The sequence below is a fragment of the Candidatus Poriferisocius sp. genome (genome assembly GCF_965219775.1).
In the GTDB taxonomy this organism is placed as follows: Bacteria; Actinomycetota; Acidimicrobiia; order Acidimicrobiales; family Bin134; genus Poriferisocius.
On record NZ_OZ244793.1, the window covers coordinates 2,114,607 to 2,129,387 of the forward strand.

Annotated in this window: 14 protein-coding genes; 6 read left to right on the forward strand and 8 right to left on the reverse strand. The window is 66.3% G+C overall.

Going from position 1 to position 14,781, the window contains the following annotated elements:
- The first annotated feature begins 52 nt into the window (after window positions 1–52).
- Window positions 53–1,114 (forward strand): selenide, water dikinase SelD, encoded by a 1,062-nt coding sequence (selD, locus tag ACOQPQ_RS09390; RefSeq protein ID WP_420639181.1) that lies wholly within the window; start codon window positions 53–55, stop codon window positions 1,112–1,114.
- Between the two features lie 52 nt (window positions 1,115–1,166).
- On the opposite strand, the gene ACOQPQ_RS09395 is transcribed toward selD, so the two are convergent.
- Window positions 1,167–1,823, reverse strand: coding sequence for a histidine phosphatase family protein (locus ACOQPQ_RS09395; protein WP_420639182.1), 657 nt, complete (start codon window positions 1,821–1,823; stop codon window positions 1,167–1,169).
- Window positions 1,824–1,929: 106 nt separating this feature from the next.
- Here ACOQPQ_RS09395 and ACOQPQ_RS09400 point away from each other — a divergent pair, with 106 nt between their 5' ends.
- From ACOQPQ_RS09400 to ACOQPQ_RS09410, 3 genes are read left to right on the forward strand one after another with little or no spacing between them, the layout of a single operon-like run.
- The gene (locus ACOQPQ_RS09400) at window positions 1,930–2,544 is read left to right on the forward strand and encodes a glycerol-3-phosphate acyltransferase (protein ID WP_420639183.1); all 615 of its coding nucleotides are present in this window, start codon (window positions 1,930–1,932) and stop codon (window positions 2,542–2,544) included.
- Window positions 2,541–3,824 (forward strand): MFS transporter, encoded by a 1,284-nt coding sequence (locus tag ACOQPQ_RS09405; RefSeq protein WP_420639184.1) that lies wholly within the window; start codon window positions 2,541–2,543, stop codon window positions 3,822–3,824. Before ACOQPQ_RS09400 ends, ACOQPQ_RS09405 begins: the two co-directional genes overlap by 4 nt.
- A gap of 32 nt (window positions 3,825–3,856) precedes the next feature.
- Window positions 3,857–4,690, forward strand: coding sequence for a DegV family protein (locus ACOQPQ_RS09410; RefSeq protein WP_420639185.1), 834 nt, complete (start codon window positions 3,857–3,859; stop codon window positions 4,688–4,690).
- 69 nt (window positions 4,691–4,759) lie between these two features.
- On the opposite strand, the gene map is transcribed toward ACOQPQ_RS09410, so the two are convergent.
- From map to ACOQPQ_RS09425, 3 genes are read right to left on the reverse strand one after another with little or no spacing between them, the layout of a single operon-like run.
- Window positions 4,760–5,701, reverse strand: coding sequence for a type I methionyl aminopeptidase (gene map / locus ACOQPQ_RS09415; RefSeq protein WP_420639186.1), 942 nt, complete (start codon window positions 5,699–5,701; stop codon window positions 4,760–4,762).
- 40 nt (window positions 5,702–5,741) lie between these two features.
- The gene (locus ACOQPQ_RS09420) at window positions 5,742–6,200 is read right to left on the reverse strand and encodes a MaoC family dehydratase (protein WP_420639187.1); all 459 of its coding nucleotides are present in this window, start codon (window positions 6,198–6,200) and stop codon (window positions 5,742–5,744) included.
- Between the two features lie 10 nt (window positions 6,201–6,210).
- Complete coding sequence (locus ACOQPQ_RS09425; protein WP_420639188.1) at window positions 6,211–6,984, reverse strand: enoyl-CoA hydratase; 774 nt, start codon at window positions 6,982–6,984, stop codon at window positions 6,211–6,213.
- A gap of 41 nt (window positions 6,985–7,025) precedes the next feature.
- On the opposite strand from ACOQPQ_RS09425, the gene ACOQPQ_RS09430 reads away from it, so the two are divergent.
- Both ACOQPQ_RS09430 and ACOQPQ_RS09435 read left to right on the forward strand, forming a co-directional pair.
- A complete protein-coding gene (locus ACOQPQ_RS09430; protein ID WP_420639189.1) occupies window positions 7,026–7,937 on the forward strand; it encodes a cation diffusion facilitator family transporter in 912 nt (303 codons plus the stop codon).
- A gap of 34 nt (window positions 7,938–7,971) precedes the next feature.
- Window positions 7,972–8,622 carry an ImmA/IrrE family metallo-endopeptidase gene (locus ACOQPQ_RS09435; RefSeq protein ID WP_420640384.1) on the forward strand — a complete coding sequence of 217 codons (651 nt, stop codon included), beginning with the start codon at window positions 7,972–7,974 and terminating at the stop codon, window positions 8,620–8,622.
- 40 nt (window positions 8,623–8,662) lie between these two features.
- Here ACOQPQ_RS09435 and ACOQPQ_RS09440 read toward each other — a convergent pair whose 3' ends face one another.
- Genes ACOQPQ_RS09440 through ACOQPQ_RS09455 form a run of 4 tightly spaced genes read right to left on the reverse strand, consistent with a single transcriptional unit; the run spans window position 8,663 to window position 14,655 of the window.
- A complete protein-coding gene (locus ACOQPQ_RS09440; RefSeq protein WP_420639190.1) occupies window positions 8,663–9,853 on the reverse strand; it encodes a type II toxin-antitoxin system death-on-curing family toxin in 1,191 nt (396 codons plus the stop codon).
- Between the two features lie 16 nt (window positions 9,854–9,869).
- Window positions 9,870–11,312, reverse strand: a complete 1,443-nt coding sequence (locus ACOQPQ_RS09445) for an N-6 DNA methylase (protein ID WP_420639191.1) — start codon at window positions 11,310–11,312, stop codon at window positions 9,870–9,872.
- Window positions 11,309–11,968, reverse strand: coding sequence for a restriction endonuclease subunit S (locus ACOQPQ_RS09450; protein ID WP_420639192.1), 660 nt, complete (start codon window positions 11,966–11,968; stop codon window positions 11,309–11,311). The genes ACOQPQ_RS09445 and ACOQPQ_RS09450 overlap by 4 nt, the downstream gene beginning before the upstream one ends.
- Window positions 11,965–14,655, reverse strand: coding sequence for a DEAD/DEAH box helicase family protein (locus ACOQPQ_RS09455; protein WP_420639193.1), 2,691 nt, complete (start codon window positions 14,653–14,655; stop codon window positions 11,965–11,967). The genes ACOQPQ_RS09450 and ACOQPQ_RS09455 overlap by 4 nt, the downstream gene beginning before the upstream one ends.
- Window positions 14,656–14,781: the final 126 nt, after the last annotated feature.

Genomic DNA, 14,781 nt, shown 5'->3' on the forward strand with positions numbered 1-14,781 from the left:
CCAAACCATTTCTCGCGCACCGGCAGTACACCGGGCCGGTAGCGTCGGGGGGGTGAACCCGCAAACGGGAAGACTCACGGCCTACAGCCACGGCGCCGGTTGAGCGGGCAAGCTCGGGCCCTCCGAGCTGGCGCAGGTCATGCGCTCACTGCCAACGCCAACCCACCCCAACGTGATCGTGGGCACCGAGACCGGTGACGACGCCGCCGCCTGGCGGCTGGGTGACGGCCGCGCCCTGATCGCCACCGCCGACTTCTTCGCCCCCGTGGTGGACGACCCCCACACCTGGGGGCGCATCGCCGCCGCCAACGCCGCCTCCGACGTCTACGCCATGGGGGGCACGCCCACGTTCGGGCTGAACCTGGTGGCCTGGCCCCGTGATGAACTCCCCCTCGAGATCCTCGCCGCGGTGCTGGCCGGTGGGGCGGCCGCCGCCGAGGAGGGGGGTTGGGCCGTGGTGGGCGGCCACACCGTGGACGGCCCCGAGCCGATGTACGGCCAAGCCGTCACCGGGGAGGTCGAGGAAGGCCGCTTGCTCACCAACGCGGGCGGGCGGCCCGGCCAGTCGCTGGTGCTCACCAAGCCGCTCGGAACCGGACTCTTGGCCACCGCCGTCAAGCGTTCGGAACCCTCCTCGGTGGCGCCCGGGGGCCCGTTGGCCGCCGCCTACGAGGCCGGGGTGGCCGAGATGACCCGCTTGAACAACCTTGCCGCCGCCGCCGCGCACGAGGCCGGGGCCACCGCGGCCACCGACATCACCGGTTTCGGCTTGCTCGGTCACCTCCAGAAGCTGGCCGCGGCCAGCGGCGTGGGCGCGGTGATCCGGAGCGACGCCGTGCCGGTGCTGCCGCAGGCCTGGGATCTCCTCGACGACGGCTTCGCCCCCGGCGGCACGGCCCGCAACCTGGATCACGTGCGACCGTGGGTCCGGGGCGACGCCGATCACCGGACCCTGACCATGCTGGCCGACGCCCAGACCTCCGGCGGTCTGCTGTTTTGTTGCCCGCCCTCCGGGGCGGCCGACGCCGTGGCCCACCTCGGGGCCTCGGGCCACACCGCGGCGGTGGTCGGCGAACTCACGGCCACCGATCCCGGCACTGTGGCGGTGGGCTGACTGTCCGGGAGGACTGCCCCTCGTCAGGCCGGCCCCTCAGGAGACTGAGCCCTCAGGGGTCGGTACGGTCGGGCAACCCGGCCAGGTGGGCGGCGTCGTTGTAGCGCACCAGCCGCCACACGCCGGGCTCGTCGGTGGTGACGAACTCGGTGATCGCCGTGTTGAGCGTCCACAGCATGAACTGCAGGTTCATTCCCAACCCCATGAACAGCCGCATGGCGATGTCGATCACCCCGCCGTGGCACACCACCATCATGGTGGCGCCCGGATGTCCCTCCACCAGCTCGTACAGCGCCCGCCCGGTGCGGTAGGAGAAGGCGGCCAGGCTCTCCCCGCCCGGCGCCAGCGGCAGGTGCGGGTGGGTGTCGCCGGTCCACTCGAACAGGGAGCGGAACTCCTGGTAGCCCACCCCGTCGGCCTCGCCGGGCCGCCGCTCCACCAGATCGGGGTGGGTGTGTACCTCCAGGTCGCCCAACGAGGGGGAGAGCACCTCGGCGGTCTCGATCGCCCGGGGCAGGGTGCTGGCCCACAGCACATCCACGTCGGGTTCATGCCCCCGGGCCCAGCGCGCCCCCAGGGCCTCGGCCTGGCGGCGGCCCAGCGGCGACAGGCCGGTGCACGACAAATCACCGCCGATGATCTGCTTGACCGTGACCTCCGATTCACCGTGGCGGATCAGAAGCAAGCGGGTTCGCTCCCCAGAACTCATCTCGGCCCATCTTGGCACGCCGACCGCCCCCGCCGCCGGAGTCACCGCCGATGAACTTCGGCAATCTGTGGCAATTCCGCCCCGTCATGGGGCAGAATCTCTCTTGATGTGGGGGACGATGGTGCTGTTGGTGGCTTTTGCCGTCGGCGCGGTGCCGTTCTCCTATCTCATCGCCCACTCGCTGGCCCGAACCGATTTGCGCCAGGTGGGCTCGGGAACGGTGTCGGGCACGGGCCTGTACCGGGTGGCCGGGTTCGCCCCCCTGGTGGTGGGTGGCCTGTGCGATGTGGGCAAGGGGGCCCTGGGCCCGTTCCTGGCCGGGGACCGCTGGCTGTTGATGGCCTTCGCCGGGGCCGTGTCGGTGATCGGGCACAACTGGTCGCTGTTCCTCAACGGTGCCGGGGGGCGGGGCCTGTCGCCCGCGTTGGGCGCCTTCGCCGTGATCGCCTGGCCCGCCGCCCTCTTCCTGCTGGGAGGCCTGGCCCTGGGCCGCCTCCTGCGCCACACCGGCCTGGTGGTGTTCATCACCCTGCCCGCGTTGCCCCCCTTCCTCTTGCTGGTGGCCGACGGGCGGGCCGCCATCGCCGCCACCGTGATCGTGGCCCCCATGTTGATCAAGCGCGTGCTCGGCAATGAGCCCCTGCCCACGCCCCACCGCTGGCGGGCCGCCGCCCACCGACTGGTGTTCGACAACGACGGTTGGGTGACCGCAGGCCGTTGAGCCTTCGCACCCAAGTCGACTTCCGTCGCCTTCTCGTCGGACAAGGCGCCTCCGCGCTCGGCGACTGGATGGGCACTTTTGCCCTCATGGCCCTGGTCGACCATCTGAGCGGCTCGGCCACCGCGGTGGGGGGCATCCTGGCTTTCCGGCTCATCCCCGCCGCGCTGGGGGGCACCCTGGCCGCCAAGCTGGTGCGACGCTGGGACCGCCGCCGGACCATGATCACCATGGACCTGTTGCGGGCCGGGATGATCGCGGTGGTCCCCTTCGTGCAGGAGTTGTGGTGGGTGTATCTGTGGGCGTTCCTGCTGGAGGCCCCCAGCGTGGTGTTCCTGGCCTCGCGTGACTCCGCCATCCCCGATCTGGTGGACGAGGCGGACCTGCCTTTGGCCAACGCCGCCATGATGGGCTCCTCGTACGGCAACATCCCGGTGGGGGCGGGCCTGTTCGCCGCGTTCGCCGCTCTCCCGCTGGACGACGGCTGGCTGGGGTCGCACCCCTACGCCCTGGTGTTCTGGCTCGACGCCCTCACCTTCGGGGTGTCGGCCTGGTTCATCGCCCGGGCCCTGGGCCTACGGGGTCGGGCCTTGTCCGTCGAGGAAGGGACGACCGACGAGGCTCTTCCGGCTGGGGGCCCGGCGGCGGCTGAGGACCCGGCGGTGGCTGGGGGCCCGGCGGCTGGTTCCCCCCGGCTGCGTGACGCCTGGTCGGTGCCGCTGGTGCGCCGGGTGCTGCCCGCCACCGCGGCGGCCGCCGTCGGGTTGGGGGCCCTGTTCTCGCTGGGGATCAAGCTGGTGCGAGAGGAGTTGCACGCCTCCGACATCGAGTACGGGGTGCTCATCGTGTTGTTCGGCGCCGGGGCGGGCGTCGGTCTGGCCCTCACCCACCGCTCGCGCCACGTGGATCTGCTGGTGCTCACCCGGCGGGGGGCCCTGGTGATGGGGGCGCTGGTGGCCCTCATGAGTCAGAGCCCGGCGGTCTGGCTCACGTTTCTGGGGGCGGCCGGGTTCGGGGCCGGGGCCACGGTGGCCCTCACCTCGGGGATGAGCGCGCTGCAGGCCCGCATCCCCCTGGAGGAGGAACGGGTGTTGGCCTTCTCAGCGTTCCACGTGGTGATCCGCATCGGTTTGGGGGTGGCCGCGCTGGGCGCCGGCGCCATCGGCGACGGGCTGAACCGGGCGGGGCTGCCCGGCACCCGGTCGGTGCTGTTGGCCTCCGGCCTGCTGGTGCTGGCCTCGGCGGCCACCGTGCGTCCGGTGGTCGATCGGGAAGCGTCGTGACGGGTCGGCGCCCAGGCATCGGAGAGCGCTAGATGCCCGTCGGCGTCGTCACCGACAGCACGGCGGCGTTACCCGCCGAGGTGCGGGACCGCTGGGACATCGGGGTGGTCCCCCTGGCCATCACCGTGGACGGCCGAACGGTGGCCGACGGCCAACTCGACACCGCCGAGATTCTGGGGGCGCGGAACCACTCGTCCTCCAGTCCGTCTCCGGGGGCGTTCGCCCAGGCCATCGCCCAGTGTGATCAGGGCCAGGGCGTGGTGGTGGTCACCGTGTCGTCCACCTTGAGCAGCACCCACCAGTCGGCGGTGCTGGCCGCCAAGGGCGCCACCGGTCCGGTGGCGGTGGTGGACAGCCGGACGGCCGCCGGAGGCCAGGCCCTGGTGGCGGTGGCCGCCGCCCGAGCCGCCGCGGCCGGGATGAGCCTGGACGAGGTGGTGGACCGGGCCGAGTGGGTGGCCCGGCGGGTGAAGCTGGTGGGGGCGCTGGGTAACCTCGATCAGTTGATCCGCAGCGGTCGGGTGCCCGGCCTGGCCGGTCGGGCGGGCAATCGGCTCGGCCTGCGACCCCTGTTCGACATCCGTGACGGGGCCATCGGCAAGCTGCGGCCCGCCCTCAGCGACGAGGCCGCCCACCAGCGCATCATCGGCATCTGGCGACGCACCCGACCCGCCGACGCCACCGGCCGCCTGCATCTGGTGAGCCTCCACGCCGAGGTTCCCGAGCGGGCCGCCGAGCTGCTGGCCGCGGTGACCGCCGAGGCGACCCCCGCCGACGCCTTCATCAGCGGCTTCGGCCAAGCCATGATGATCAACTCCGGCACCGGGGTGCGCGGCCTGGCCTGGTACTGGGACGAACCGGGCTGACCCTCGCCCCTCGGGCCCCGGCACCGGGGTGCGCGGCCTGGCCTGGTACTGGAACCGAGGCCCCGAAGATCAGTCTCGGGCGTAAACCTCGGCGGCGCCCTCACCGCTCGGGGTGCGGGTGAAAATCTCCATCCCGTCGCCGGTACACAGCAGCGTGTGCTCGAATTGGGCGCTGCGGCGCTGGTCGGCGGTCACCGCCGTCCACTGGTCGTCCCACACGTAGAGGTCGGGTGCGCCGAGGGTGAGCATGGGCTCGATGGTGAAGCTCATGCCGGTGGTCAACGGGGTGGTGTGGCGGCGGTCGTAGTAGTGGGGGATTTGCAGGCCGGAGTGGAACTCGGTGCCCACCCCGTGGCCGATGAACTCCCGCACCACCCCCAGGCGGTGCGTCCGGGCGTGGGTTTCGATGGCCTGGCCGATGGCGCAGACCGGCGCCCCGTCCCGCACCGCCTCGATGCCCAGGTACATGGCGGCCCGGGTTTCGCGCACCAGCAGGCGGGAGTGGTCGTCCACCTCGCCCACCTCGAAGGTGACCGAGGTGTCGCCGTGGACCCCGTCGAGATACACGGTGACGTCGATGTTGACGATGTCGCCGTCGGCCAGCGGTCGGCTGTCGGGGATGCCGTGGCAGATCACCTCGTTCACCGACGTACACACCGACTTGGGATAGCCCCGGTAGTTGAGCGGGCTGGGATAGGCCCCCCGGCGCACGATCTCCTCGTGGACCTCGGCGTCGATGCGCTCGGTGGTCACCCCCGGTGCCACCAACCGGCCGGCGAACAGCAGCACCTCGGCGGCCATCTGGCCCGCCCGGCGCATGGCGGCGATCTCGGCGGCGCTGCGCACCGGGGCCGACACCGCAGGGCCCGGCTCGCCCGTGCGGGCGTAGGGGGGCCGCGGGATGTGGCGGGGTACCCGGCGGCGGGGGCCCACCAGTCCAGGGCGGACCGGTGGATCGGAGATCGGCGCCCTCTCCAGGGTGGCTGTGCGAGAGCGTTTGCGTTTGGCCATGGCCGTCAACCCCGGTGGGGTGCGGGGGTCGCCACGTGGGTCACCTCAGGTACCGGGTGAGGCTCTCCACCACGCAGGCGGGCTTGGGGCTGCCCTCCACCTCCACGGTGATGGTGACCACCGCCTGGACACCGCCGGTGATCTCCTCGGCGGCGCTCAGCTCGGCCCCCACCCGGACGCGCGACCCCACCGGCACGGGGGCGGGGAACCGCACTTTGTTGGTGCCGTAGTTGATGCCCATCGACATCTGCTCCACGGTGATCAGGTCGGGCAGCAACATGTTGGTGAGCGACAGGGTGAGGTAGCCGTGGGCGATGGTGGTGCCGTAGGGGCTCTCGGCGGCGGCCCGCTCGGGGTCGATGTGGATCCACTGGTGGTCGCCGGTGGCGTCGGCGAACTGGTTCACCCGCTCCTGGGTGATCTCCATCCAGTCGCTCCACCCCAGGTGGCGCCCGACCGCCCCCGGCACTTCGTCAACGGATGCGAAAACGGTACCCATGGGCGGAACGCTATCGCCCTTGTCGTCCCGACCACGAGGGGGGACGCTTGGCCAAGAAGGCGTCGATGCCCTCCTGGGCGTCGTCGGTGGCCGCGTTGGCCGCCATCACCTGGCGGGTCAGGTCGTAGGCCTGGGGTTCGCCGCAGTCGAGCTGGCGGTAGAAGGCCTGCTTGCCGATGGCGATGGTGTGGTCGCTGAAGCGGGTGATCCGGGCGGCCAGTTCGTCGGTGGCCTCCCGGAGCCGGTCGGGGGGTACCACCCGGTTCACCAGGCCCCACTGGGCGGCGGTGTCGGCGTCGATGGGTTCGCCGGTGAGCAGCATCTCCATGGCCCGCTTGCGGCCCACCGCCCGGGAGATGGGCACCATGGGGGTGGAGCAGAACAGGCCGATGCGCACGCCGGGGGTGGCGAAGGTGGCCTCGGTGGAGGCCACCGCCAGGTCGCAGGCGGCCACCAACTGGCACCCGGCGGCGGTGGCAACGCCCGCCACCTCGGCGATCACCGGCTGGGGCACCTCCCGGATGGCGTCCATGAGGTGGGTGCAGGCCGCGAACAGGCCGTCGTAGAACTCGGGGTCCCGGTCCACCATCTCCGACAGGTCGTGGCCCGCGGAGAAGGCCGGGCCCTCGGCGGCCACCACAATCACCCCGATGTCGGTGCGGGGGCCCAACTCGCCCAGCGCCTCGGTGAGCTTCTGCATGAGTTGCAGGCCCAGCGCATTGCGCCGTTTCGGGTTGGCCAGGGTGATGCGGGCGACGGGGCCGTCGGTCTCGATGCTGAACACGAACCGAGATTACCCGGCCTGGGTGTGCTACTCATGGGGGTATGGCGGCGTCGGGCAGTACCAAGGCGGTGTTGGCCGCGCTGTTCGCCAACCTGGCCATTGCCATCGCCAAGTTCGTGGGCTTCGCCGTCACCCGGTCGGCCTCGATGCTGGCCGAGGGCGTTCACTCTTGTGCCGACACCGGCAACCAGGCCCTGTTGTTGCTGGGTGGGCGGTTGTCCAAACGGGAGCCCTCGCCCCGCCATCCGTTCGGCTACGGCCGGGAGCGGTACTTCTGGTCGTTCGTGGTGGCCATCATCCTGTTCACCCTGGGGGCGCTGTTCGCCATCAACGAGGGGATCGAGAAGCTGCGCCATCCCCACGAGCTGGATGCGCTGTGGGTGGCCATCGGCATCCTGGTGTTCGGCATCGTGGTGGAGTCGCTGTCGTTCCGTACCGCCATCGTGGAGTCCAACCGGGTGCGGGGTCGGCTCTCGTGGGGTACGTTCATCCGCCGGTCCCGCACACCGGAGTTGCCGGTGGTCCTGCTGGAGGACTTGGGGGCCATGCTCGGCTTGGTGGTGGCGCTGGTGGCCGTGGTGCTGGCCGAGGTCACGGGCGAGCCCATGTGGGACGGGGTGGGCACCCTGGTGATCGGGGTGTTGCTGGCGGTGATCGCCGTGGTGTTGGCCATCGAGATGAAGAGCCTGCTGATCGGGGAGAGCGCCACCGCCGAGGATCGGGCCAAGCTGCTGGCCGCCCTGGGGGACTCGCCGGAGATCGAACGAGTGGTGGACCTGCGCACCCAGCACCTCGGCCCCGAAGAACTGCTGGTGGCCGCCGAAGTGGACTTCGCCGACGACGTATCGGGCGACCAGATGCCCACCGCCATCGCCAACGTCGAGTCCCGCCTCCGCACCGCCGTCCCCACCGCCACCCGCATCTACCTAGAACCCACCCACACCCCCGCGTAGAAGACCCCCAACCTCCGGGAGCTTCGCAAGTTCCCTGACGCTCAAGTTCCGCTTCTCTCTGGGATCGGATGGGATCCCTGTGGTGGTGATCAACGCACTCGATGCCCCGCGTGGACAGGTCTTCACCCTCCTGCACGAGTTCGCCCACCTCACACTCAGGAAGGGCGGACTCTGCGACCTGTTTGAGCCTGACCATGGTGAGGAGCGGCGGATCGAGACGTGGTGCAATGCGGTCGCGGGCGCCGTCCTCTTGCCGGCCGCATCGCTCCTCAGCCATGAAGCCGTGCGTCCAGCGGGTCGACGTGAGTGGGACGACCATGTACTCGCTGACCTCTCCGAGCAGTACGGCGTGAGTCGCGAAGCAGTCCTTCGCCGATTGCTGACCCTCCGGCGAACGACGAGGGAGTTCTACCTTGAGCGGCGCAGAGAGTATCTGTTGGCCTACGCGCAGCAGCGAGAGAAGGAGCGGGACCGGCGGCGCCAATCGAGTGGTGGGCCCCAACCGCACACCATGGTCCTCCGAGACCAGGGCAAGCCCTTCGTGCGCCTGGTGCTCGATGCCTACCACCGAGAGGAACTGACTCCGTCCTCGCTCTCAAAACTGCTCGGACTCAAGTTGAACCATCTCCCTGCCCTCGAACGACACCTCATGGTTGCCACCCGCTCCGAGGGCTGGCACTTCTGACAAAGCTCCTCACGCTGTAACGGGTACTGTCTGTCCCCAATTACAGACGAGCCAACCGGCGAAGCAGCGTACGATACTCCTGGATAAAGTCATCTGGTTCAGACTCAGCCTCGTAAAACACCTTTGAATCAATGCCGTGATTTTCATCGAGCATGAGGTTGGTTCTCACATAGTTCACAGTGTTGCGTTCAACTTCGGTTCCATCGCCCCCATATGCAACTTGAATGCTTAACTTCCTAGTCCGGTGTCTTTTGACCCATGATTCGCTTGCAAGTGTACGATAGATATTCAATCGACTTCCTTTGCCAGGAGCAGTCTCATAACTACATCCAAAGTCCCTCAATATACGCTTCAACTTCAGCCAGGACATCGGACGATCACCCTTGCTAATGGAGCGTGAATTGCCTAGTATCCAATTGGCAACCTCAAGTACTTCTCTATCTGCCAATTGGTCGCAATGCTGTTCAACCAGCCGGTGTTGTGCCAATCGCAGCGTCAGCTTGAATAGGTCATCCTCAGTACAGGTAGGAAGAATAGAGTTCTTGTCAAGGAAAGTGAGGAGGCAGACAAGACCGGTTCGCTTGTTGCCATTGCTGAAAGCATGATTCATGACTATCGAGTGGAGGAGTGCTGCCCCAGCCATTTCTGCTGACGGATACTTACGCTGATCGCCGAGGCTAGTTTGAGGCCGCTCTATGGCTGAGATGAGCAGGTTTTCGTCTCGGACTCCTGGCGGGCTGATGGGATCATCAGAGGCTGCAAAATCTCGAACGAGTGCGTCATGCACTGCAAGAACATCCTTGCGGGACAAATGGGTGATTTGACACTCCTTACCCACAGTAGCCCACTCAAACGGTGGACATGGGTTCAGTGGCTCATGCGGTGCATCAGGTGAAGCAGGTTTCAAGAGGTATCTTCTTTTGAGTTTCCGCAGAGCTCCCTTTGGTAGAGTCCTAGCTCGAGGAGATAGTTCCACACCTATCTCAGCAAGCTCAGCGGAAAATTCTTCTCTGGTAATATTGAGGCTCTTCAACCAGTAGTCAATTCGAGTCTGAGCACGTGTAGGAACAATATGTAGAGCTGTTCTCGCAGAATTTGCCCGTTTGGCAGGAATAACGTCGTCCCCAGTCTCCAAATCATCAAAGCCTGCATCCCAGAGGGTTACAAGCGCTTCTTCTAGATCCATCTCAGCCTCCGAGGCAATGGCTGCAACAGTGATTGGGCGACTCATCGTCCTCGTCCGTAGGTCACTGTGCGATATCTCCTGACAAATCGCCGAGGTTTTCGGCGAGGGTGCGGAACTCTTCGAGGGCGGCTTCGAGGTCTTCGACGATCTCGGCGGCGATGACGCCGGGGGCGGGGAGGTTGTCGATGTCTTCGAGGCTCTCGTCTCGCAGCCAGAACACATCCAGGCTGACCTTGTCGCGCTCCATCAGCTCGTCGTAGGTGTACTTCTTGAACCGTTCCGACTCGACACGCTGATGGCGGGCACCAGGCTTGTAGCAGTGGACGAAGTCTTCCAGGTCGGCCCGCGTGATGGGCTTCTGCTTGAGCGTGAAGTGCATGTTGGTCCGTAGGTCGTAGACCCACAGGTCGCGCGTCCAGGGGTGCTCCGCACCCTCCCGGCGCTCGAAAAACAGCACGTTAGCCTTCACTCCCTGGGCGTAGAAGATCCCGGTTGGCAGCCGGAGCAGGGTGTGGACGTCGCAGTCATGCAGGAGCCGACGCCGGATGGTCTCGCCCGCCCCGGCCTCGAACAGCACGTTGTCGGGCACCACCACCGCGGCTGCACCGCCAATCTTGAGCAACCCAACGACGTGCTGGACGAAGTTGAGCTGCTTGTTCTTGGTGGTCGCCCAGAAGTCCTCACGCTCATAGCTGTCGGACGACGACCGTCCGAACGGCGGGTTGGTCAGCACCATGTCGAACCGCTCGCCAGGGTCGTCCCGTAGGGCGTCATCCACGTGGACCGGCGAGTCGGACTCAGGGCTCTCGATGCCGTGCAACAGCATGTTCATGGCACACAGGCGAGCGGGCAGATCGGCAATTTCCCAGCCGGTGAACGCGCCCGACCGGAGATGATCGCGCTGGTCGGGGTCGAGCGTCGGGAACCGCTTCGTGATCGAATCGTAGGCTCCGAGAAAGAACCCACCCGTTCCGCACGCCGGATCGCAGATGCGATGCAGCGGTTCGGGATGCATCACGTCCACGATCGCCGAGATCAGCGGCCGAGGCGTGAAGTACTGGCCCGCTCCCCGTGCGCCTTCCCGGGCGGTCTTCTCGATCAGGGCCTCGTAGGCATCGCCCTTGAGGTCGGCATCGAGGCTGAGCCACTCATGGTCGTCGATGAAATCCTTGATGAGGAGTTCAAGCTTGGCCGGATTCTGGATCCTGTTCCGAGCCTTGCGGAAGACAACGCCGAGCATGTCCTTCGCGACGCCGAGGTCGGACAAGATGTCGTTGTAGTGATCCTCTAAGTCAGCACCCGACAGGCTCAACAGCGACGGCCAGTCGAACCCCTCGGGTACCACCCGGTCTTCGCCGAGCAGTTCGTACTGCTCATCGGCCATCTTCAGAAACAGCAGATAGGTGAGCTGTTCCAGATAGTCGCCGTAGGACAGCCCGTCATCCCGCAGCACATCACAGAAGTCCCACAGCTTCTGGACCATCGCCTGCGGATCAGCAGTCATACAGTATTCTGCTCAAGTTCAGCTATATCTCGACCTCTCCGATGAGCCAGATCCTTTCTGTTGTCATCAATAGACAACAGACGGCCAGAGAAGGCGGTACTGAGTATCCTTCGCCCGAGTATATCAGCATGGGCCATCGCTCGATCAATTTGTTCACGAGCTATTGCAATGCTAGAGAGATGCTCCTCGATAGCAGCGACGATCTGTTCTTGTTCTTCAAGTGGGGCGATCGGAATTGGATGAGATCGAACCTGGTTGCCATTGACAGCCTCAAAGGTGCTCCCTGTGGCATTTTCGGCGAGTCGAGGTGCTGTGCTCCGCATCACCCAAAAGAGATACTTGCCCTTTACGAGGTCAGTTGGACAGAGTGCCGCAAGGCCTCGGCCAATTGCACAATCGACCGGGGCAATATTCGTTGGCCCCACCGGTGCCCGAATGGATAGCAGCGTTGCACCTAGGGGAGCCATTCGCTTTGGTTCTGTAGTCCACTTGCAGATCGTCGGAAATCTCTCACCAAACTCTGCCTTCCCCTGAAAGAAAGGCATTCCCTGGCCGCCTGAGTTGTAGCTGCTCCCCGGTGGAGACTGGCCAAGGACTACTTCGCAAGCCTCCCCAAGCGGGACCCACTCCCACCCCTCGGGCAGTTCGCGCTTCATGCGGCCAGGGCCTGGGTGAGTTCGTCAAGCAGGGGCCTGAGGTCGTCGCCGAAGAGTTGGCGGGCTCGGCCGAGGCCGCCGTGCTGGCTGAAGCGGCCTGCCATGAGGTCGTGATTGGTGATGGTGAGGCTTCCGGCCAGGTGGTCCTTGACAATATGGAGGAAAACCAGTTGGTCGGGGCTGAAAGTGTTGCCGGCGTTCTCTTGCTGCAGTAGCCAGGCGTCGAAACGCTCATCCACGAGGTTCGTGTAGGCGATGAGTTCGTCGCTGGTGCCGAGAGCGTAGCGAACGAGGCTCACCAGGTCGGTGCTCACCCTGAGCCCGGAGCCCCGGACCTTGCTGGCGTCGAGAGTCTCGTATGCCTCCCAGAGCAGTTCGGGGGTCCAGCTTCGAGGTGGGCGGCTGATGGCGTTGGCCAGTTCCCGGATGTCGTGGAAGGTGAGGCCGCCGCCGTAGGGCTGGTTGTAGAGCACCTGCAGGGCGGTGATCTCATCTCGGTTGTCCTCGATGAACTGACGAAACGACTCCACGGTGCGGCGAGCTCGATCGGTGGCCTCCTTGGAGAACTCGCCGGAGATCACCTGATCCCGCGAATTGCTGTCGATGACCTGTTCGTACCTTCGACGGACCTCGATCAGCTTCTCACGGAACTCGGGGTTGGCGGCCAGGGGCTGCAGTGCTTCTTCAACCAGTTTCTTTCGGGCGTCTGCCACCTGGTCGGCGTCGGGATCGTCCAGGCCGGTGGCGGCTTGGGCGGCGGCGTGGTGGCGCTCGGGATCGAGGGACTCCAGCAACTGGCCTGCGAGCTGCGGGAGGCTGATGCCACCGATCTCTTCGAGTTCGGTGCGGTCAGAGCCGCTGATCCGCTTGTCCAGTCGGGCCAGGCGGGAGGCCACCGAGGAGACCACATCCTCGTCGGTCACGCCCAGGCCGATGAGGTTGAGGAGCTTGTCGAAACTCTCCCTGCGTTTGCGGTCAAGTGGAGTGGAGTCATGCAGCATGGCCTCGGTGACTCCGACTGCGTCCACCAGCACGAAGCGGTCCTTGGTGGTGGCACCGGGGGTAACGATGCGCAGGTCGTCGTCGCTGATGACGCGCACACCGCGACCCTTCATCTGCTCGAAGAAGCTCCGGCTCTTCACCATCCGCATGAAGACCACACACTCGATGGGCTTGACGTCGGTTCCGGTGGCGATCATGTCCACGGTGACGGCAATGCGGGTTTCGTGGCCGTTGCGGAACTCCCGGAGCAGATCCTCGGGCTGGTGACCGCCGCTGGCGGCCTTGTAGGTGATCTTCACCGCGCCCTGGTTCGACAGGCCGAACTCCTCGCGGACGGTCTGCACGATGTCGTCGGCGTGGCTGTCGTCCTTGGCGAAGATGAGGGTCTTGGGGACCCACTCAAGCCGACCATCGTCCCGTACGGCCCGGTCGGGAAACATCATGGGCATCGAGTTGCGCAGGGTGCGAATGACGGTGCGGATCTGGTCGGGGGCGACCACCTTGCGGTCGAGGTCGCCGGAGGCGTACTCGATGTCCTCATCGAGACGCTCCATGCGCTTCTCCCGGGTCTCCCGGTCACGGAACTCGGTCATCTCGCCGGCTTCGACTTGGCTGCCTGACTCGGTGATCTTGGTGCGGATGCGGAACACGTCGAAGTCGACGTTCACCCGGTCGGCCACCGCCGCTTCGTGGCCGTACTCCATCACCAGGTTCTGGTCGAAGAACCCGAAGGTCTGATTGCCCGGTGTTGCGGTCAGCCCGATGAGAAAGGCGTCGAAGTACTCGAGCACCTGGCGCCACACCCCGTAAATCGAGCGATGGCACTCGTCGATGATGATCACGTCGTAGGCCTCGATGGGCAGCGACGGGTTGTAGGCGACCTCCACCGGTCGCTCCGGGGTCATTTCGAAGCTCGACTGCTCATCGAGGTTGTCGTCCAGCTCTTCGCCTCGGAGGATGGAGTAGATGCGTTGGATGGTGGCCACGTGGACTTTGGCGGCCGATTCCTCGCCGATGTCGAGGTGCGGTGAGGTGAGGCGGCGGGCGTTGTAGAGCTCGGTGAACTTGCGGCCGTCGTCAGGGGTGTTGAAGCCCTTGAACTCGCGGATGGTCTGGCGGGCCAGGTTGGCCCGGTCCACCAGGAACAGGATGCGGTTGGCTCCGGCGTGGCGGAGCAGCCGGTAGCAGATGTTGGCGGCGGTGAAAGTCTTGCCCGATCCGGTGGCCATTTGGATCAACGCTCTGGGCCGATTCTGCTTCAGCGACTGCTCGAGATTGCGAATGGCTTCTTCTTGAGCGGGCCACAGCTCGGAGGGTTCGAGTTCGGGTAGGAGTTGGAGGCCACCTCGAAGCGTTGCGAATTTACCCCCGTCGACTTCGCCTTGGTGCAACCTCACATGGTCTTCGTGCCAGCGGGCCAAGGTCTCGGGACGATGGAAGCTGAAGACACGCCTGGAGGTGGGGCTGGGATCGAGGCCGCAGGTGAACCTCGTCTCCGTGCCCGTCGACTCGTACCCGAAGGGGAGGGCACCGTCGACCAGGAACGCAGGCAACTCATCGGGCAACGCAGTTTGGTACTTGCGGGTCTGCCACTCCACCCCGGTGAGCGTGGTGCCCAGCTTCTTCGCCTCGATCACGCCCACGGCCTGGCGATCCACGAACAGCACGTAGTCTGCCGGGCCCACCGCCGTTCGCACCTCCCGGACCGCCACCCCTTGACTGGCACCGACTGCTGGGCTCCGACTGTCCTGCACCACCCACCCACAAGCCCTGAGCTGCTCATCAATCTCGACGCGAGCGAGCTGCTCCGG